The 19,910-nt window shown below is 45.7% G+C and carries 15 protein-coding genes and 1 pseudogene; 4 read left to right on the plus strand and 12 right to left on the minus strand.

Features of this window, described 5'->3' with window-relative positions:
- Positions 1–52 precede the first annotated feature (52 nt).
- The 6 genes from NSS67_RS25955 to NSS67_RS25980 all read right to left on the minus strand — a co-directional run bounded on the left by NSS67_RS25955 (position 53) and on the right by NSS67_RS25980 (position 9,059).
- Positions 53–889, minus strand: a complete 837-nt coding sequence (locus NSS67_RS25955; RefSeq protein ID WP_339316615.1) for a carbohydrate ABC transporter permease — start codon at positions 887–889, stop codon at positions 53–55.
- A 15-nt stretch (positions 890–904) separates the two neighbouring features.
- Complete coding sequence (locus NSS67_RS25960; protein ID WP_339316616.1) at positions 905–1,834, minus strand: sugar ABC transporter permease; 930 nt, start codon at positions 1,832–1,834, stop codon at positions 905–907.
- Between the two features lie 579 nt (positions 1,835–2,413).
- Positions 2,414–3,997, minus strand: coding sequence for a response regulator (locus NSS67_RS25965; protein WP_339316618.1), 1,584 nt, complete (start codon positions 3,995–3,997; stop codon positions 2,414–2,416).
- Positions 3,985–5,718, minus strand: coding sequence for a histidine kinase (locus tag NSS67_RS25970; RefSeq protein WP_339316620.1), 1,734 nt, complete (start codon positions 5,716–5,718; stop codon positions 3,985–3,987). Before NSS67_RS25970 ends, NSS67_RS25965 begins: the two co-directional genes overlap by 13 nt.
- 67 nt (positions 5,719–5,785) lie before the next feature.
- Complete coding sequence (locus NSS67_RS25975) at positions 5,786–7,948, minus strand: alginate lyase family protein (RefSeq protein WP_339316622.1); 2,163 nt, start codon at positions 7,946–7,948, stop codon at positions 5,786–5,788.
- Positions 7,938–9,059, minus strand: coding sequence for a glycoside hydrolase family 88 protein (locus tag NSS67_RS25980; protein WP_339320707.1), 1,122 nt, complete (start codon positions 9,057–9,059; stop codon positions 7,938–7,940). Before NSS67_RS25980 ends, NSS67_RS25975 begins: the two co-directional genes overlap by 11 nt.
- A 258-nt stretch (positions 9,060–9,317) precedes the next feature.
- Between NSS67_RS25980 and NSS67_RS25985 the strand changes: the two genes are divergently transcribed.
- The gene (locus NSS67_RS25985; protein ID WP_339316623.1) at positions 9,318–10,580 is read left to right on the plus strand and encodes a TraB/GumN family protein; all 1,263 of its coding nucleotides are present in this window, start codon (positions 9,318–9,320) and stop codon (positions 10,578–10,580) included.
- Between the two features lie 302 nt (positions 10,581–10,882).
- On the opposite strand, the gene NSS67_RS25990 is transcribed toward NSS67_RS25985, so the two are convergent.
- A complete protein-coding gene (locus NSS67_RS25990; RefSeq protein ID WP_339316624.1) occupies positions 10,883–12,169 on the minus strand; it encodes a Gfo/Idh/MocA family oxidoreductase in 1,287 nt (428 codons plus the stop codon).
- Positions 12,170–12,315: 146 nt separating this feature from the next.
- Between NSS67_RS25990 and NSS67_RS25995 the strand changes: the two genes are divergently transcribed.
- Complete coding sequence (locus NSS67_RS25995; RefSeq protein WP_339316625.1) at positions 12,316–13,143, plus strand: AraC family transcriptional regulator; 828 nt, start codon at positions 12,316–12,318, stop codon at positions 13,141–13,143.
- Between the two features lie 3 nt (positions 13,144–13,146).
- Here the strand turns inward: NSS67_RS25995 and NSS67_RS26000 are convergent, their stop codons facing one another.
- The 4 genes from NSS67_RS26000 to NSS67_RS26015 are packed head-to-tail and all read right to left on the minus strand — an operon-like array spanning position 13,147 to position 17,499.
- A complete protein-coding gene (locus NSS67_RS26000; protein ID WP_339316626.1) occupies positions 13,147–13,575 on the minus strand; it encodes an RbsD/FucU domain-containing protein in 429 nt (142 codons plus the stop codon).
- Positions 13,576–13,587: 12 nt separating this feature from the next.
- Positions 13,588–14,238, minus strand: a complete 651-nt coding sequence (locus NSS67_RS26005) for a class II aldolase/adducin family protein (RefSeq protein ID WP_076298138.1) — start codon at positions 14,236–14,238, stop codon at positions 13,588–13,590.
- 18 nt (positions 14,239–14,256) lie between these two features.
- Positions 14,257–15,702: a rhamnulokinase family protein gene (locus tag NSS67_RS26010; protein ID WP_339316627.1), complete on the minus strand. Its 1,446-nt coding sequence runs from the start codon at positions 15,700–15,702 to the stop codon at positions 14,257–14,259.
- 30 nt (positions 15,703–15,732) lie between these two features.
- Positions 15,733–17,499: an L-fucose isomerase gene (locus tag NSS67_RS26015; protein ID WP_339316629.1), complete on the minus strand. Its 1,767-nt coding sequence runs from the start codon at positions 17,497–17,499 to the stop codon at positions 15,733–15,735.
- A gap of 238 nt (positions 17,500–17,737) precedes the next feature.
- Here NSS67_RS26015 and NSS67_RS26020 point away from each other — a divergent pair, with 238 nt between their 5' ends.
- A complete protein-coding gene (locus tag NSS67_RS26020; protein ID WP_339316630.1) occupies positions 17,738–18,508 on the plus strand; it encodes a DeoR/GlpR family DNA-binding transcription regulator in 771 nt (256 codons plus the stop codon).
- A 45-nt stretch (positions 18,509–18,553) separates the two neighbouring features.
- On the opposite strand, the pseudogene NSS67_RS26025 reads toward NSS67_RS26020, so the two are convergent.
- Positions 18,554–18,829, minus strand: a pseudogene (locus tag NSS67_RS26025) (lysophospholipase); the annotation flags it as partial.
- A gap of 73 nt (positions 18,830–18,902) precedes the next feature.
- Between NSS67_RS26025 and NSS67_RS26030 the strand changes: the two are divergent.
- Positions 18,903–19,877 carry an aldo/keto reductase family protein gene (locus NSS67_RS26030; RefSeq protein ID WP_339316631.1) on the plus strand — a complete coding sequence of 325 codons (975 nt, stop codon included), beginning with the start codon at positions 18,903–18,905 and terminating at the stop codon, positions 19,875–19,877.
- Positions 19,878–19,910 lie beyond the last annotated feature (33 nt).

Consider the following 19,910-nt stretch of genomic DNA (forward strand, 5'->3'; position numbering starts at 1 on the left):
GCTGTTGTAGGATCACATTTTTGACTTTTACTACTTATCACACAACCGTTGGTCAGCCCTTTACGCCACCAAGGGAGATTCCGTTAATGACTTGCTTTTGCAGGGCAATGAACACGATGACCAGCGGGATGATCGCCGAAACGGCTGCTGTCATCATAATCGCATAGTTGTTCGAATAATCGTCCCGGAATAGTGTCATGCCGAGTGGGATAGTGTACAAATTCTTGTTTAGCAAGAAGATCAGCGGATTCTGGTAATCATTCCAGGTCCAGATAAATTTAATGATCGCCACCGTAGCGAGCACCGGTTTGCAGAGTGGAATAATGATAGACCAGAATATCCGCAAATGGCCTGCACCGTCAATTCGCGCCGCTTCAATATATTCGTCGCTGACACCCATCATAAATTGACGCAGCAGGAACGTGAAGTAGATGGAGAACATGCTCATTAATATGATAGCTGCATGAGTATCATAAAGACCGAACCAGCGAATCAGCAGAAAGCGTGGAATCAGCGTAGCCTGGTCAGGAATAATCATGAACGACAGCAGCGCCAGAAATACCATATTTCGTCCTTTGAACTTAATTTTGGTCAAGGCGTACGCTGACATAGATGAAATGATAAGTGTGATTAAGGTCGTAATAATCGCAACTTTAAAGGAATTTAAATAGAAATGAGAAAAAGGTACTCGTCCCATCCAAACCATCTTGAAATTATACGCTACATTGATCTTCTCGGGAATCCATTGGATCGGGAAGCGCATAACATCCTTCTCATATTTAAAGGCTGCGGAAATCATCCAGATCAGCGGGATAAGAAATACGATGGACAAAGCCCCCATGATGCTGGTAGTGATCACTCTGGACATATTTTTTCTAATCAGTTGCATGTTAGTCTCCCTCCTTTATTCTTCATTTCTCATTTTCCAGGTAGCTGCGGTGATCAAGCCGATGACGGCGAATAGCAGCCAGGAAATTGCAGAAGCATAGCCCATGTTGTAGTATTTGAACCCTTCCTCATAGATCCTGAACACAAGCACGGTAGAAGAATTGTTCGGGCCACCTTCGGTCAAAAAGGCGATGATATCGAACACCTTGAACGAGCCAATCAACATGGTTATAAGCAAGAAGAACGTGGTTGGACGCAGCATCGGAACCGTGATGGAAAAGAATTTTTTCAGCGCGTTGGCTCCGTCAATTTCGGCGGCTTCGTAGATTTCATCGGAAATATTCGTTAAGCCGGCCATATAGATAATAATGGTGTAACCCAGACTCGCCCAAGAACTGATAATAGCAATCGATAACAGTGAAGTCTTCGGATCGACCAGCCATTTCGGAGGACTGGAAATTCCAAGCTCCATCAGGAACTGATTGATCGGCCCAAGGGATGGATGGAACAATGCGCTCCATACGGCGGCAATTGCAATGATTGAAGAAATATAAGGGATAAAGAAGGCTACTTTGAAATAATTTTTGAGAAATACACTGTTTTGAATCAATGCCGCCAGCACCAAAGCAATCGCAATCGGTATCGGCACGGTCATAATCATATAAATGGCATTGTTCTTCAAAGCTTGAATGATGCTCGGATCATGGAACATTTTGATATAGTTATCCAATCCGATAAACTCGATCCCTTGAACCCCCGACAATAGATCCCATTTCGAGAAGCTTAAATAAAGTGAGAATCCAAGTGCAAACACATTAAGAAAAAGCATCCCGACAATTTCCGGGGCTAGAAACAGCCACCCGGTCAAAGCCTCTTTCCGCTGCGGAGTCCAGAACTTCCGCTTCTCCTGCAGAATTTTTGGCACAGGTTGTTTTGCAGCCTCCACGTTGTATCACCTCGACAATTTGATTTGTCATTATAGTAATATATCCGCCTTCCGCATGAAGGAGTGATTATGACCCGAGATGTGCAAGATTTTGACCTTTGTCCGTCTCATAGTGTGGTGTAGCTCAGAAAGCGACTCAGCAGGTTAGTTAAAAGCTCAGACAGTCTAGCGGACCCCCTAGTCGTTATTAGCAATAATTCCGCTCATTTGGCAAGCTATCGGACTCCAAAGTCGCTATTAGCACGAAAACACCTCATATTGCACATGTTTGATACGAATAATGTCACTGGAGTCCGAAACTCCCCGCAAAAACCAAAATTTGATCAAGTAGCTGCATCTGGGTCCGATAGCTCATCGTGATGATACTTTACGAGAATGCGAGCGCACATCAAGTAGCAATGTCGCTTATTGAGTAATCCAGAAGCTCAACATATGTGAAGCTCACAACAGTGTAAAACAGAGGCGAACAATGCCTCTCATAGCCCCACGCAATGACTCCCAGTCATCCCCCAGGCAGCAACAAAAAAGCCGCCCTAGATGGGCGGCGGGTCTATTCAGTATGCCTGAGAATTGCGCTTCTCAGCGCACCGAGTGTTTGGATTTATATTCGCTCGGCGTTGTTCCCACATATTTTTTAAATACTTTTGAAAAATAGGTTCTGTCCGAATAACCCAGACCGACAGCTAGTGATTCCAGATTCTGGCTGGAGATTTTCAGCATTTTGGTAGCAACCTTCATCTTGTGCTGATGTACATAGTCCGTAAAGGTCAATCCTGTCATGCGCTTGAAGTAACGCGAGAAATAGCTCGGGTCCAGAAACAGATAACGGGCCATATCGATTGAAGTGATGTTATCGCCAAGATTCTGGTCGATATATTGCTGGATAAGCTGCAGCTTGGGCTCCTGCGGTGGTGCTCCTGCCACCTGCTGCTTACTACCTGTAATCTGCACAAGCTTTCTCTCCACCAGTTCCATCGTATCCTCCAGTGTCCGGGTTTGCACGAGATAGACGAACAGATCCTCATCAAACATTAGGCTAGTGAACATCAGCTCGATGCCGCGGAGCATAAAGGATAAATCCCGGACGAAATCGCCCGGATGGATAGCCATAACTTTTGCAGTCCTAGCGATTTCCTGAAGAGTGCCACGGATAGCTTCAAGATCATTTTTGATCACGGCCCGTTCCATCTGCGGGATATAACTATCCAGAAATCCCTGGGGAGCAGGCTGGAAGCGAGGGGTAGCGATTTGTAAAGTATCCAGAACCGTATAATCCGCACTCGCGTAGAACTCGCACTTATCCTGGACAATTTGCCGATGGATCTGTCCGATTTCCTGCAGCTCTAATTTCTCTGTGACTGCGATGATGCCCGGTTGAATCTTAAGAAGATGGGAGCACTCGGAACACAATCGCTGTAAATAATCATAAAAATAAAGACTGGCATTCTGCGCTAGATTCACGCGGTAATTGTACAGAATCACAATATTCTTCTGCTCCAAAAAAGGCGTAATCCCCTCACACGCTTCGGACAGCTCTAGGGCTATATTGTAGATGGCATATAAAATAAGCGGATACTCTCTCTGCTTGTACCGCTTCTCGAAACTGGAAAAGTGAATACTGACCGTGCCCAGCATGAACCACGGGTACGTCCAGGATATGCCGATTTGCGCCGCATAGGCCAGCGTGGTTTCGGGCGGGGCGCCGCCGATCACCCTTTGCAGCAGATTCTGCCGGAAGAGCTGGCTGTTGTATCCCGTCTCCCCATGCCTAATTAACCCGATCTTCGATTTAAGCAAGCGTACGGACTTAGCAAGGCTTTTCTCCAATTGTTCTTCCGTAAGCTGGTCCTTGATTAAATAGTCATCCACTTTCAGCTTTACCGCTTGCTGAGCATAATGAAAATCCTCATGACAGGTCAGGAAAATAATTCTGACCTCCGGCTTCATGCGGGTAAAGCAATCGGCCAGCTCAATCCCGTTCTTTTGTGGCAAGCCAATATCCGTGATCACGATGTCGGGCTGCACTTCCTCAAACATTAATAACGCCTTGGCACTGGAATAGGTGCTGCCGACAATCTGCAAGCTATGTGCTTCCCAGTCAATCATCTGCTGAAGCACCCTGAGCATAGGAACATCATCATCTATGAGCATCACTTTATACATCCATATCCCTCTCTCTCCGACAGATTAACCTGATGATTGCTTTTCGGCAAATACAGAGAAACGAACACCCCACCCTGCGGCAGATTATGCAGCGACAAGCGGGTATCCTGTCCATAGGTCAGCCTCAGCCTTTGAACTACGTTAATTAACCCGACCCTTTGATAAGCATCATCCTGTTCATCGTCCTTGTACTGTAACCTGCGGTTCAGTCCCTCCAGGATTTCTGCCCCCGCACCACAGCCATTGTCTTCAACTTCAATCATAATCCCGTCAGGAACCGTTCGCGAGCGGACGACAATGCGTGGTGCCGGGTGGTCAACCAGACCGTGGACGATAGCATTTTCTACGAGTGGCTGCAGAATAAGCTTAGGAACGATGAGCTTCTCTGTATCCGCTTCCAGATCGACCTCCAGTTCAAGAGGGATTTCGTTGCGGATCTTCATGATGTCGATGTAATGACCAAGCAGTTTGCATTCTTCCCGTAAGGTAGCCGGTTCATTAACCTTCAAATAGGCCCGGAGTAGACTCATTAGCGAATCAATGATCCCGCTGTGTAGTTTATCTTTGGCCAAAATAAGGCTACATTTGATCGAATTCAGCGTATTGATCAAAAAGTGGGGACGAATCTGCATAAACAACGCCTCTAACTCCATCACTCGCTTCTGTTCCTGCTCCTGCTCAATGTCGTGAATCAGTCCTTGCAGCTGGTCCAGCATCGTATTCAGCGTCTGCCCCAGCTCAGCGATTTCATCCTTGCCCTTGACCTCCAGCCTAGCATCAAGATTTCCCATCCCGAACTGGCGCACAACGCGCTGCAGCTTCATGATCGGACTATGCAATCTTTTGGCAATCAGCATGGAGGTGGCCGAAAAGACAATAAATAAGAGAAGCACCAAGCCAATACCACTATAAAAAGTTCGCGAAATCTGGCCCGACCATTCTTTCTCCGAGGCTTCATAGACCAGCTCCCAATTGGATTTGTCGATGGCTCTAGCCGTACGCACGCTTCCTCTCGCTTCCTTACCTTCTGGAGCTAGCTCTGAGTTCCCGGCGATCAGACCTCCTCCAGAATCAAACAACGCCAGCTTGCCAAATTCCACCGGCCCGAGCAATTTGTTGAAATAAGCTTCGGGAAGCGAGATGAGAAGCACGGAGACCTGCTGTTTCTCCCTGTTGTCATAGATTACTCTGGCAATATAGTAGCTGCTGCTTTTACCGGAACCGCTGTCAGCCATCCCAAGCCATTGCAAGGTCTCCGGTTCGTGAATATTGACACGTCCCATCAGCTTGTCCATGTTGGCATTAATCACGGATAAATTCTCAGTCCCAGAGGAGATTACAAAGTGTTTCCGGTTAACCAAATACATGCGGATATTATTATTCAACGGCTTAGAGTTGATGAGTGAGAACACATCCTGAATTTGCGTAAAATGTACGTAATCCTGATAGGTGTTCAGCCGCTCGGTATCTGCAAAGGCCTTCAGATTGGCGCGGAAATTGGTATCGTTTACAATAAAATGAGACGCAAACGTCACATCATCAATAGTCTTGTTTAGTTCGTCAATCATAACGTTCAGGAAGTTATCGTTGCTGAGCTGCAGCTTTTCTACCATCGTATCCCGAATTAGCACAAAGGAGATGATCGATACTGCAATCAGCGGGATAAAAATTAGCAAAAGAAATGAAACCTGGATACGTCTATAGTAAGTGAATTTGAACATGTTTTCTCCGCGCCTCTCTCATGCTCTTTTCTTTTATTCTATCAGTCCGTTGTCCAGTATACATGCATTATCTGATTACCGTAACTTTCTTTTGACCGTTTGCGAAAACAATAAGCACTACTTCACCAAAAATTTGTATACCATCCACTACATAGGAATCCAAGTGACTGGATGGAACTTCGTGGCTGATCACGATAATATGCTCCTCATTCTTTTCAGGAAGGCTGATGCGGCATGCCTCTGCCTGCGCAGCATCCACCGGTTCACCCGTATGGCGGTAAATTGGCACCTGTAGAGCCAACGGACAGAACGGCTCACCAGAAGGCTGCGGGTACAGCATCTGCATGATCGATACCGTTCCTTTTCCCGTTCGGGAGTATACGGCATGCTGATTGGGTTCCAGCAGATTGTATTCGCGGGAGATTACCCCGTCATCAATCTTGCCCTGCAGTCCTTCAACATTAACGGGAACGATGCAAAGATTGGCATCCTGCTCATTTTTTGTACGGCAAATGAATGTCTCGTCTTCCATCTGAACCGCACCGGGAGCAAAATGAAAATGCTGGGAAAACGTGTGCTCCTGACGGCAGCTGAAGCTGTCGACCAGAAGCCAGTAATAAGGCTTGATAAATATGATTCTCCTTAGCAGGTGTACCGGATCATCCAAATGACGGTAGCCGTCATGGCTGCCCTCTACATAATCAAAGTCCGGATTACTGATCCATTTGCTGCCCGTTGGCTTCGCAATCTGAGAGAAGGACCATGTATCCGTGATTTCGGTAAATCCAATTCCGTCGACAGTAGTCGTATTATGGGCAGCACTTTCTTTTAACGCTTTTCTGAGGGGTGTGTGATCACTATAGTTGTATCTGCCCAGATCGGTTAGCATATCCCGCCCATAGGCATACAGATCGAAATGCAGCAGATCCGCGTGACCATGTCCACCCCCAAGCGGTCCGCAGTGGAAATATAGGTATAAGTCCTGCTCGCCCCAACCCGTTCGCATCACATAATGGCCGGAATGTGCGAAAGAGCGCGACAAGTAAGGCGGTTCCTCCGCAATCAGCTGCTCGTAGCCTTCAACTCCATTCAGCCCGAACAACCAGGCATTGTCATAATCCATTTGATCGTATCCGCCAAAGCGGAGCACAGAATCCTGGAACAACCAACCCGCATAAGTCAAAATCGAACGGATATCGCTGTCATCGCTATCACCGAGCATCGGCTGCCGATGATTCGGTTTGGCCCAATATAATGAAGCCACGGCCATTTGATGAACCTTTTGCTGAAATTCATCCTGTAGCTCCAGTCCATTCATGCGGGCCAAGCGGATGCAGTCGAGAAAACAGACCAGAACCTCATGGTGATAGGTGGGCGATTGCTCCCAGTGGATACCGTCTGCCATGATCTGGATTCGAGCCGTCTCCCACAGTCTCTCCTCACTGAGCTGTCGCCAGTTTTTGGCGCTAGTAAACTCAGGGAAGTAGAGCGCGGTTTGGAGCAAGCCACAAGTCTCCAGAACCCCCCAGTTGCTGATATTCTTCCAGCCCGTAAATGATAAAGCTAAATATTCACCATGTTCATGCAGAGATATCATCACTTTCGCCAGCAGCGTCGGTGTGAGCAGCGGACTATCCTGTATATAGGACAGCGCTTTGATCCAGTTAGCACAGCGAAGGCCCGCTTCAATTGTGCGCCATGTCAGCGTATCATTCGTAGGCATGTCTGGAACAGGATTACAGTCCATCCAATCTTCAAGCTGACAGCAAAGTGTTCTCGCATAATCCTCATGACCTGTTATCGCATATGCTTGTCCTAATGCCACCCAGTAGCGGTGGCGATTCATCATATAAGCCCATTCTACATCCTTGTCCGGAACATAACGCCAGTCAATTTTTTCCTCAAAGGTAACAGGAATGCGGCTGCGCTCCATGTCCCAGGGAAAACGAAAGAGAAACGTCTGCTCCACGACTTCATCCGCCGTCTTCATTACAGCTTCCAGCTCATCTGCACAATAGCGCTGTATATAGGCGATGAGCTGTTGCTTCTGGCGTTCCTCTGCCTGCCAGCCCGGCGTGCTCCGACTAGTCAAATACCGATGCAATTCAGTCAACGCCTCGTCCTGCCGAGCTTGACTGAGCGCATCCTTCACCGGAGCTAGAGCGGGAACCTCAAGGTCAAGCAGCGCAAAAACAGCATAGGGGGAAGTATGCTTGCCATCAGCGTTCATACCAATACCCCTTGCTACCTTTTTGCAGTCGTAGTAACGCTTCGAGATAGAAATAATCTCCCCAGATCATGAAATCATCCGGTGACAGATCGCCACGCACATGGTAAGAACCATGCTTCAGCAGCCCCTCCGCGTCTTCACCGATCGTGGAATAGTTCTGCACAAGTGAAGTCATCGACTGTATTAATCCCTGCTGTAAATAAGCTCGTTCGGGATCTTCCTCATCCATTAGCTCCAGCAGTTCCTGCAGTCCAGCCGCAACAATTGCAGAAGCCGAGCTATCCCGGTAAGTATCCGCGGACACTGGAGCATTAAAATCCCAGTAAGCGACATGATCCTGTGGCAAATGTTCCAGAAAATAGCGGGCCATCCGCTTGGACGTTTCCAAATACAACGGATCCTTCGTATAGCGGTAAGATAATGCAAAACCGTAGACGCCCCAGGCCTGCCCGCGCGTCCAGGTCGATCCGTTAGTATAGCCCTGGTGCGTGGCACCGCCGATCGGCTCTCCGGTCTTCTGGTCGAAGAAAAACGTATGGTAGGAGCTGTCATCTCCCCGCACCAGATAACGTTTCGTTTTATCCGCCTGCATGACCGCCACCTGCCGGTATACGGGATCACCGGTCTGTTGTTCCGCCCAGTACAGAAGAGGAAGATTCAACAGACAATCAATAATGATGCGCCCACCTTCCTGGGCATCTCCCTCTGGGCCCCAAGCCTGAATATAACCACCGCCTGTACGCCAGCGTTTCAACAGCAGGTCTGCCGCCTGCAGTGTCAACTGACGCGCGGATTCGTCTTTATCTATAATCCACTGGGCCTTGGAGGATAACGAATACAAGAATCCGATGTCGTGGTGATCAAGAACCGTCTTTGCCGCGAAACGACGGTGAAAATCCTCTACGGTATGAGATGCCGCGATACGAAAGCTTTCATCCTGCGTATATTCATAGCACAACCACAGCATGCCGCTCCAGAATCCATTGGTCCAATCGTCATTGTTATTGAGCTGGTAAGTTCCATTCCTGCTGACATGAGGGAACCTACCTCCGAATCGATCTATATTCTTACGTACCTTGTCTACTGCATCTTCAATGGCACTGCTCCACATAAGCTCCTTCTCCCTTCGGGCTCTTCGTTTCTTACGTTTCATGATAAGGAGAGTGAACAGGATCTAATAGGGGCGATTTTTGCTTTGATGTGCATTATTTTGACTTTTGTACGAAAGTAAAGTGATGTAGGTTAGTTTTCCAAGCATAGGCATCAAATCAAGATAGTAACAAAACACATTACTATTTATGGAAAAATACGTTAAAATCAGAAAGTGACTTGCAACTTTCATTCTTTTTAGAAACGGAGTGTCCTATTAATGAAAAAGCTAGGTGCATTATTTTTATCCATTTTCATGATTATGTCTGTCTTTACCACTGCGCATGCTGCTGAAAAGCCTGTCGGCGTATGGATTGATGGAACCGAAGTAAAGTTAGGCAATTCTAACCCTGTTGTAGAAAAAGGAACTACCTTGGTTCCTATGCGTCCACTCCTAGAGAAGCTTAACGTAAATATTAATTGGAATAAAAAGACCCAAACTGTAACGGGGACCAAAAATGGACTGGCCCTCTCATTAACTATCGGCAGCACAACAGCAACGGTAAACGGGGAGAAGAAAAAACTAGAGGTGGCGCCTAAAACCATCAACAATGTCACCTATGTTCCTGTCCGCTTTATCGGAGAAACGATTGGATATAAGGTAGAATGGAGTGCGTCGCTACGCACCATCACCTTTGTAGCTAATAACCAGGCTGCAGGCAGCACCGGATTCTTATGGAAAGCGGAGAATAACGGTAACACTGTCTATTTGCTTGGTTCTATCCATGTGGCTAACGACAAAATGTACCCATTGCGCCCGGAAATTGAAGCTGCCTTTGAGGCTTCTCAATATCTTGGCGTCGAAGTTAACTTATCCAAGGTTGATCAATCTGAGATTCAAAAGTTCCTTTCGGAGAAAGGCTCCTATACAGATGGAACCAAGCTCAAGGACCACGTATCCGCTGATACCTATAACAAAGTGGTTGCGCTTCTGAAAGCGAATGGTCTTGCAGGAGATGCATTCGATTCCTATAAGCCATGGGTTGTTACTCAAGGCATCTCAAGCCTACAAATGCAAGCAACAGATTATACACCGGATACCGGAATCGACCTTTATTTCACACAGAAAGCAGGCAAACTGAACAAACCTATTATTGAACTGGAAAATATGCAATTGCAGCTGAACATGTTCGATCAATTCTCAGACGGTTTGCAAGAAAAGCTTCTTGTCGATACACTCGATAGCCTCAATCAAACAGACAAAACTTCCGCAACAGCTTCGCTGGATGCATTATCCCAAATGTGGATGCAGGGTGATGAACAATCACTAGTAGCTATGACACAATCCGTAGCTAAGGAGCCAGAATACTACAAGGGCCTCGTTTCAGATCGGAACGCCAACATGGTGAAGCATGTTAAAGAGTATTTGAACAGTGATAAGAAGGCAACTTACTTAGTCATCGTTGGAGCGCTGCATATGCTAGGTGATGATGGCATTGTGACCCAATTGCAAAAAGATGGCTTTAACGTCGTCAAACAATAATTGCTTTAGCTAAAATAAAAAAGGCTGTCTCCAGTCATCTTCGATGACTTTGGAGGCAGCCTTTATTTCCACTACTCTTCTGGGCTCAATTCTAAAAATAGTAGTTACTTGACGTGAAGACAGAGCGAAGGGTGGAGGGATTCTGGAGAAACGCCAGTGTTCGCCTTTAAAGACCAATTTCAACTACTAATCTTTCTACTATACAGAAATTGGGCTTTAACAGCGATCGTAAGAACGCTCCACTCCGTAGCAGCTTGTTCACAATTCTCAAACACTAGTATTGGTTTTGAGCCTTTTTCCTTCTATAATTTAATTAACTGATCCACCTTCACCGGAAGTCCAGTAGCTATCGAACGATTAGCCGCAATCCCGGTCATAATAGACAAAGCCCCATCTATATGAGATGCTGCACGATTAAAGCGATCCTCCACGGGACGTTCAAAAATATCACGCAGCATTACAGGATCTCCGCCACCATGTCCCCCAACGCCTTCTTCAATCTCCACTTCATAAGGTGCTTCAAAATGAGGAAATACCATGATTTGCTTGTTTTTCAGTGCCCCTTCATCTTCCTTGTTGCCTCCGGCATTTACATAGGACTTTTCAACGACCTTGACTTCCATCCGTCCCTTTGTCCCATTAAATACTACAGTGAAGCCTTCCCAAGGCAAGTAAGCATTTAGTGAATAGTTCATAATCGTCTTGTTTTTGTATTTGACCATTACAGCCATCGTATCCTCAATACTGATATTATCGCCGAATACACTTTGATCACGCAGGTACCCATCTTCATGCTCGGCATCCAGATACATCTGCTTAAGCTGCTCGTTGTCTTTAAGATGAAGGGCAAAAGGATCATTCTCCGCCACTGTACTACCATGGGCACGCTGATAAAACTCGGTCACGCCGCGCTTCTCCGCATTTTCTCTACCATAGAACCTTAAATCTCCCATTGCATAGATCGTATCCGGACGCGAGCCCAACCAGAAATTCATCAAATCGAAATGATGTGTTGATTTATGGACCAATAGACCTCCACTGTTACGCTTATCTCGGTGCCATCTGCGGAAGTAATCCGCTCCATGCTGCGTATTTAACAACCACTCAAAGTTGACGGATAACACTTCTCCGATCGCCCCATCCATGATCAGCTCACGGATTTTGGTATTGTGCGGGGCATAACGATAGTTGAACGTAACGCGCAGATTTTTTCCCGTCCGCTCAATCGCTTCAAGAATTTCTTGGCACTTCTCTTCATCCACCGTCATCGGTTTCTCCGAAATAACATCACAGTCAAGCTCCATCGCCCGGATAATGTAATGATGATGTGTGCGGTCAATACTTGTAACGATAACCACATCCGGCTTAGTCTCTTCAATCATACGATCGAACTCATGTGCTTTATAAGTAGGAACTGCATGGTACTGATATTTCCCTTCCAGTAATCGATTGGCATAATCCATTCTTGCACCATTTACATCACAAAAGCCTACGATTTCCGAAGTTTCACGATAATTCGTAGTAATCTCACCATAAAAGAACTCCGCTCGGCCACCTGTACCTACGAATGCATATTTTTTGTTCGACACAAGGATCACTCCATCGCTATTGATTTAAATGCCGTTTCCTCCTATAGTGTATAGTATAAAATACATCTAAATCTAAACGATAATTAGCAAAAACGAGAAAAACTTTGCATATATTAGCTTCATTATCTGAAAGGGGCAGCTATAGAATGGAACAGGAGCTTCGACCTCCATTTATCATTGAACAAGTCAAAAGATCCGGCCCATTCAGCATGGATTCCGACCATTATCACGATACTTATGAAATTTATTATTTACTCGCGGGTGAACGCAGCTATTACATCAACAATCTGATTTACACCTTGCGCAAAGGTGATCTGATATTTATTAATAAGAACGAACTCCACCGCACTACTTCTAAGGGTTCAGCACGCCATGAGCGAATATTGATTAACTTTGAGGAGAGCTTTTTGCAAAAAACATTGGCGAACTATGACCTGAGTTTTCCTTTATTAACAGCACGAAGCTTGCTTCTGCGTCCCGGAGTCCATGAACAAGGAGCCATCGAATATATTCTTTTCTCCATGCTTAAAGAACAAGAGGAACGTCGATCACAGCAAATCCCCTATCTTCAGACACTACTCCTCCAGTTATTTATTGAAATGAACAGAGTACAAGAAATAAGCCGCGAGCCCATTGCTCCAGAGAGCAGTGAGAAGCAGCTTAAAGTCTACGAAATTATTGATTATTTACAGGCACATTATGCTGAAAAGCTCACATTAGAGCAGCTATCCGAAACTTTTTTCATCAGCAGTACCTATCTTTGTCGTTTATTCAAACAGACAACTGGCTTTACCCTCGTTGAATATCTCAATTATATTCGTATCAAGGAAGCCCAGCGCCTACTTCGGAATACGAACGATAAAGTCACGAGTATCGCCGAAGAAACTGGCTTTGACAGCATCGCCCACTTTGGACGGGTGTTTAAGCAAATCGCGAAGTGCTCACCTCTGCAATACCGCAAGCACAATCGCTGATCTTCAAGCTTTGATTACGCCTTTTTTGATGATTACATTCCCATACAATGCTTCTTCACCAGTAACGACAACAGCATAGCTTTGCTTAGAACGATTGTAGAAATCAAACCGCTCCTCGTATTTAATCATCGCATCAGCGTCATGTTTGGCGATAATCGACTCATATGTGGACCAGATCACCGGCACGGTAGGATCTCCCTCAACCACAGCCATAAACGCCACCTGATGTTCCACATAATGATCAAGTGGCAGCAGTTCCAATATTGCATCCAATAGCTCAGGTATCCCAATGCCATCATATCTTAGTACTTTTGAGTTCAAGGAGTGGCCTGGATAATTCGCATCCGCCAATACAAGCTCATCCCCATGACCCATTTCCATCATCACACGTACCAGTTCCGGAGATAATAACTTAGGAATTTTTTTTAACATCCAAGCACCTCATTATTTCCCATAAAAAGATCTCAATGCAACCAGCTCATCAATCCGATGCTGCGGCAGTTCTCTCTCCCCGTCAATCATACGAGTAATGAATGTAATCTTGGCTGTATATTCGAGTCTCTCCATGTTCAAGTAGGCTTCCATAACATCCGTTCCCCAAGTAAGCGCGCCGTGATTTTCTAGCAGGACCGCTGTTTTTTTCCCAAGGAAGGGCATCAGTGAGTCCGGGATTTCTTCTGTCGAAGGTGTTCCGTATTCAGCCAAAGGAATATCCCCAATCATGATAACCGACTCTGGCATCATCATTTTATCGAGCGCCTCACCTTTAATGGCAAAAGCGGTGGCATACGGTGGATGTGCATGGACCACACCATTCATCTCAGGTAGCTCATTATAAATTCTCAAATGCATTTTAGTTTCCGTTGAGGGTCTATATCCTTCGGCTGCTTCAAGAACTTCACCTTGTAGATTCACTTTTACAATCATATGAGGCTCTAAATATCCCTTGCTCACCGCTCTGGGGGTAGTAAGGATTTCATTCTCTGATAACCGTGCTGAAATATTCCCATCATTGGCGGCGATGAAATCCTTATTAAACAAATTTCTGCCAATATCACAAATCTGCGAACGTAGTTTTTGTTCCAAATTATCCATAAGTACACTCCTCGTATCCTATTTTTTAGAGTTCTTCACCAAGGAAGGCTGGTATGTCTTAAAGGGAAAAGATCGTGCCACGAACTCTTTCCCTTTAGAAACTTCCAATTTCCCTAGGGCAGCTAGTTGGACAATAATATTGCCAATTCCACTAGCCTCTACTGGCCCTGCAATAACTTCTCTACCCGTAGCATCAGCGGTAAGCTGGCATAATAGTTCATTTTGAATCCCACCGCCAACCATATGAATGATAGTGATTGTCTTGCCGGTGATCTCTTCCATTTCTTCAATCGTTCTACAGTATGATTGCGCAAGGCTCTCAAGGATAACGCGTATAAACTCAGCTTTCGTATTAGGCGACTGTTGCCCCGTTCGCTCACAATATTCCTTAATCCGCTGCATCATCACACCAGGTGTGCTGAAAAGCTGGTCATTTGGGTCAATGATCGCTGGCGCCCCATTAATCGTTTTGGCTAGTTCAACCATTTCACTTTGACTAAGATTCTCTCCTGCTTTCGCCCAATTCCTTTGGAGCTCCTGCAAAATCCATAGTCCCGTTGTGTTTTTTAGCAAACGATTAGAATTACCGAAGCAACGTTCATTTGTGAAACCATATTCATAGCTTTTCTCTGAAATGACTGGCTCAGGCGTCTCCATACCAACCAACGACCATGTACCACAGCTTAAAAATGCTGCTTCATCCTTACGCGTATAAGGGATCGAAGCCACCGCTGAAGCTGTATCATGTGAAGCGCCGGCTATCACTTTCATCGGGCCTATACCGAGCTCCTCTTGAATAATCGGTAGGATAGATCCAATTACCGTACCCGGATGGACTTGATGTGGAACTAGACTACGCGGAATCCCAAGCGTGCTAAATAATTCAGAGGAGAGCTCTCCCGTGACTGCATCCACTAAGCCGCTTGTACTCCAGATCGTGCTTTCTGCTGCTTTTATACCAGAAAACAGATAATGAAATAGATCTGGCATCATCAAAATCGTATCGGCGGTCTCCATAAGCGAATCATTATCCTGAAAATCAGAGAACAGCTGATAGAGTGTATTAATCACACTTGGCTGAAGACCAGTCATACGGAATTGCTCTGCCGGTGACAGTAACGCTTCCAGTTTAAGACGGTGAGCCTCCATCCTCCGATCCCTGTAATGATGGGGGGAATAGAGCATCATTCCTTTTTTATCAATAAACCCGTAGTCGACTCCCCATGTATCCACACTTAAAGACGTCAATTCTCCATGCTGCCTAAAGGCTTTTTGAACCCCTTGCTTCATTTCGTGGAAGAGCCTTAGCGTATCCCAATATAAATGCCCATTGACCTGTACCGGCGTATTCTCAAACCGATGAATCTCTTCAATTTGCAGCTTATCGCCATCATATATCCCCAGCATAACTCTTCCGGAACTGGCGCCGAGATCTATGGCTAGAAGCTTAATCGTATCACCCATTGTTCACCACACCTGCTTCACAGGAAGATTTTAGTAGAGAGGTCCAAAGTTCTGACATGCTCTGTAATCTGCTCCCTCCAGATCTTCGGTACCGAATAACGACCACACCCGAGGTCTAAAAATACGTGATTCCTCAACGTTATGCATGCTGACCGGAATGCGCAGAATAGACGCCAGCGTAATCAAATCCGCTCCAATATGACCATAACTAATCGCTCCGTGATTCGCGCCCCAATTATTCATAACATCATACACCGATTGGAATGAACCATTATTGGTTAGCTTAGGCGCAAACCAGGTCGTTGGCCAAGTTGGGTCTGTTCTTTGATCCAGTGTATGATGAACATCCTCAGGTAGCTCTACCGTGTGCCCTTCTACAAGCTGAAGAACAGGTCCAAGTCCTTTGACCAAGTTCAAACGTGCCATCGTAACTGGCATCCCGCCTTTGGTTAAATAATCTGTAGAGAAGCCGCCCCCACGGAAATATTCTTGAGAAGCCGGGCGGAATTGGGTATGGCTCAAACAAGCTTCTACCTCATCCTCTGTAATTTCCCAAAAAGGTTTAATCGCAGGTTTACCGTCTATCGTCTGCTCACCCGTCCCATCAAGAGCAGCCGAACCAGAGTTGATCAAATGCAGAATTCCGTGTGCAGCCTCACCTTCCAATTGATGACCCGTTACTCGCTTAACTGCATCTGGACTCCAAAAGGTTCGGACATCCGCAAAAATTTGTGCTGTATTCGTAAGCAGATAATTAAACAGCATCGTTACTCCGTTCAGGCTATCATTCTCTGTCGCTACAATATAAGGTGAACGTTTACCGTTCCAGTCAAACGAGGAATTCAGAATCGTCTCCATGAAATCGCCGTTAGGGAAATGATCCGTCCATTGACGCTGCCCTTGGAAGCCACCAACAATCGCATTATGGCCATTGGCCTCTTCCTCAAAGCCCAGCTTAGCGAGAACAGGATTGCCGATCATCAGGTCACGGGCGATCAATGTCATTTTCACACAAGTCTCCCACTGCTTCTCTTTCTCATCATCACTTATTTGCAGATGCTGTGGATTATTATCGGCACCAACTTGGCAGTTTTCTTTGGTCCACGCGAGTGCACGCTCATATTCCTCTTTATCATAAATTTCTTCTTCAAACCGTCTCACATATTCAGACATATCTATATATTCATTTCGCATCCCAAGATACTCTTGGAAGAATTGTTCATTCACAATCGATCCAGCGATCCCCATCGAAACAGATCCCATAGATAAATAGGATTTCCCTCTCATCTGAGCAACCGCCAACCCAGCTTTGGCAAACTGCAGTAATTTAGTCTGCACATCCGCTGGAATCTCCTCACTGCTAGACTCCTGAACATCCTCACCATAGATGCCAAACGCCGGAATTCCTTTTTGTGCATAAGCAGAGAGAACAGCAGCTAGATACACGGCACCAGGACGTTCCGTTCCGTTAAATCCCCAAACTGCATGCGGGATCGAAGCATCCATATCCATCGTTTCAGAACCATAACACCAGCAAGGGGTCACGGTAATCGACACGCCAACATTAGACCCAGCAAATTTCTGAGCCGCAGCAGCAGCTTCTTTCACGCCACCAATCGTAGAATCGGCAATAACGCACTCTACGGGCCGGCCATCCGGATAAAATAAGTTCTCTTCAATAAATTTAGCTACCCGCTGAGCCATACCCATGGTTTGAGCCTCTAGCGATTCGCGAACCCCTCTTCTTCTGCCATCAATGGTCGGGCGGATGCCAATTTTCGGATAGTTTTCTATCACTGCTGTTCCTCCTCAAGATCATCTTAGTATTATCGTTAATGGACCTATTTCTCCTTCATCATAAAATATGGAAACGCTTTAGTCAACATAAAACAACATATTTATAGATAAATTATGTGGTTTTATGTGGTATTAATATTATTTTACTGTGGTATTATGTGAATATGAGGTTATTTCTTTGATTTATACAACAATGTAGTAAACTAGGAAGTAGATGATGATAGAGGTGAGTGAACGGATGAAAGCATTTGAACGGCGGGATCTAATCATAAATGAGCTGTACAGACAAAAGAAAGTCCATGTCGCTCAGCTGGCGCAAAAATTCAATGTCTCGGAAGAGACCATTCGGCGGGATCTGGATAAACTGGACAAGGAAGGACTTGCCAAGAAAAATTATGGCGGTGCAATCCTTAATGCCCACACGAATGAGGACCCTCCCTATGTGAGTAGACATCAGGTAAATATAGAGGCCAAACGAACGATAGCTGATCATGTTCTTCAACTAATTAATGATGGAGACAGCTTGGTGACGGATACGAGTTCAACAGTTTTTGAGGCCTTGCGGAGAATTATAGAGGAAAAAAACAATCTGACGATTATTACGAACTCCTTGGTTGTATTATCCGAATTTCAACACTCCGGGCAAAAGCTAATTTCCACTGGTGGAATACTAGGGCCCGAGACTAGCTCCTTTGTTGGGAATACCGCCTCGCAGACCATTCAAAAATATAATGTGGACGTAGCTATATTCAGCTGTAAAGCGTTGTCTATGACTGGTGGGCTCAGCGATTCGAATGAAGAAGAAAGTGAATTGAAGATTCTTATGCAGCAGCAGGCGAATAAAGTAGTTCTGCTCGCAGATCACTCTAAGTTCGACAGGACTGCGTTCATTAAATTATTCAGCTTTGATAGAGTGGATTATATCGTTACAGACCAGGAGCCTTCAGAGGAATGGATCGAGTTTCTAAATAACTATCATGTATCTCTTATCTATGCACCCGCTGAGTAATCTCAGTAGGTGCATAGATATAGATAGGGAGAAACCTTAATTTCACTAGTCGTTTAAAAGACCGCTTTTCTCTACGACCTTCAGCCACTCCCCAGCAATCAGCAGATCATGCCCAGCTGCTGTCGGGTGAACGCCATCCCACAGCCAGTAGGCTGCATCTGCTCTGCCTGTAGCTGTATTGAACATTTCCTGTAAAGGAACAAATACAGCATTAAATTCCACTGCAAGCTGCTTAACTATACTCTGGTAATATGTAATTTTAGCTTCCCATTCTTCCCCAGTTTCTTCAAGCACGTGGCGGTACGCACGTTCAAAACGGTTGAAACATTCAAGTTGAATGTTCCATAGGATACAAGTAAAGTTAACATATACTACTCAAGGAGGGGAGATAAATATGAAATACAGAAGACTAGGAAATTCAGGACTAAAAATCAGTGAGATTGGCTTAGGCAGCTGGCTTACATATGGAACAGCAGCAGAGCAAAAGGCAGCGGACGCCTGCATCAGCAAAGCTTTTGAATGCGGTATCAATTTCTTTGATACAGCAAATGTATATAACCGTGGTGAAGGTGAAAAAGCAATAGGTGCTGCTCTTCGCTCCTATGAAAGATCATCTTATGTGCTTAGTACAAAGGTGTTCTTCCCCATGGGAGACGATGTAAATAATCGGGGTTTATCTCGCAAGCACATCATGGAGCAATGCGAAGCTAGCCTTCGCCGCTTAGGAACCGATTATATTGATGTTTATTTTTGTCATCGCTTCGACAAAGAGACGCCTGTAGAGGAAACTTTGCGCGCGCTAGACGATCTAACTGCACAAGGAAAAATTCTGTATTCAGCGGTAAGCGAATGGAGCGCAGCCCAAATTTCTGATGCCGCCGGTATTTCACGCAGACTAAATCTGCGTCCGCTTATTTCCAATCAGCCGATCTATAACATGTTCGAGCGTTACATTGAAGCTGAGGTGCTTGAGGTATCTCAGCGTGAGGGCCTCGGCCAAGTAGTCTTTTCTCCACTCGCCCAAGGCATTCTGACAGGTAAATACAAGCCTGGTCAACAGCCACCGGAAGGAACCCGTGCAGCTGATGATTCGGTCAATGGAGTCATTCGAAGCTACTTCCGCGATGATGTATTGACTGTTGTCGGACAGCTGGATGAACTAGCTGGCAGTCTTGACTTGAAGCTGTCCCAACTAGCTTTAGCTTGGACCCTGCGGCAGCCTGGCGTAAGCTCCGCAATTATCGGAGCTAGTAAACCAGCGCAGGTGGAAGAGAACGCCAAAGCGGTTGATGCCGTGCTGTCCCCAGATACTTTGGAGAGAATTGAAGAGATTCTAAAGCCAGTAGCCGATTTCGCTCCAGCGAGATAATCGAAAAGAGGTTGTACCAAAAGCCACAGCAAT

It is taken from the genome of Paenibacillus sp. FSL R10-2734, from assembly GCF_037963865.1.
Lineage (GTDB): Bacteria > Bacillota > Bacilli > Paenibacillales > Paenibacillaceae > Paenibacillus_AQ.

Coding starts and splice junctions, on each gene's coding strand:
- NSS67_RS25985 (WP_339316623.1), top strand. CDS start 9,318: ATGAAAAAGCTAGGTGCATTATTTTTATCCATTTTCATGATTATGTCT.
- NSS67_RS26020 (WP_339316630.1), top strand. CDS start 17,738: ATGAAAGCATTTGAACGGCGGGATCTAATCATAAATGAGCTGTACAGA.
- NSS67_RS25995 (WP_339316625.1), top strand. CDS start 12,316: ATGGAACAGGAGCTTCGACCTCCATTTATCATTGAACAAGTCAAAAGA.
- NSS67_RS26010 (WP_339316627.1), bottom strand. CDS start 15,702: ATGGGTGATACGATTAAGCTTCTAGCCATAGATCTCGGCGCCAGTTCC.
- NSS67_RS25965 (WP_339316618.1), bottom strand. CDS start 3,997: ATGTATAAAGTGATGCTCATAGATGATGATGTTCCTATGCTCAGGGTG.
- NSS67_RS25975 (WP_339316622.1), bottom strand. CDS start 7,948: ATGAACGCTGATGGCAAGCATACTTCCCCCTATGCTGTTTTTGCGCTG.
- NSS67_RS25980 (WP_339320707.1), bottom strand. CDS start 9,059: ATGTGGAGCAGTGCCATTGAAGATGCAGTAGACAAGGTACGTAAGAAT.
- NSS67_RS26030 (WP_339316631.1), top strand. CDS start 18,903: ATGAAATACAGAAGACTAGGAAATTCAGGACTAAAAATCAGTGAGATT.
- NSS67_RS26005 (WP_076298138.1), bottom strand. CDS start 14,238: ATGGATAATTTGGAACAAAAACTACGTTCGCAGATTTGTGATATTGGC.
- NSS67_RS25955 (WP_339316615.1), bottom strand. CDS start 889: ATGCAACTGATTAGAAAAAATATGTCCAGAGTGATCACTACCAGCATC.
- NSS67_RS26000 (WP_339316626.1), bottom strand. CDS start 13,575: ATGTTAAAAAAAATTCCTAAGTTATTATCTCCGGAACTGGTACGTGTG.
- NSS67_RS25970 (WP_339316620.1), bottom strand. CDS start 5,718: ATGTTCAAATTCACTTACTATAGACGTATCCAGGTTTCATTTCTTTTG.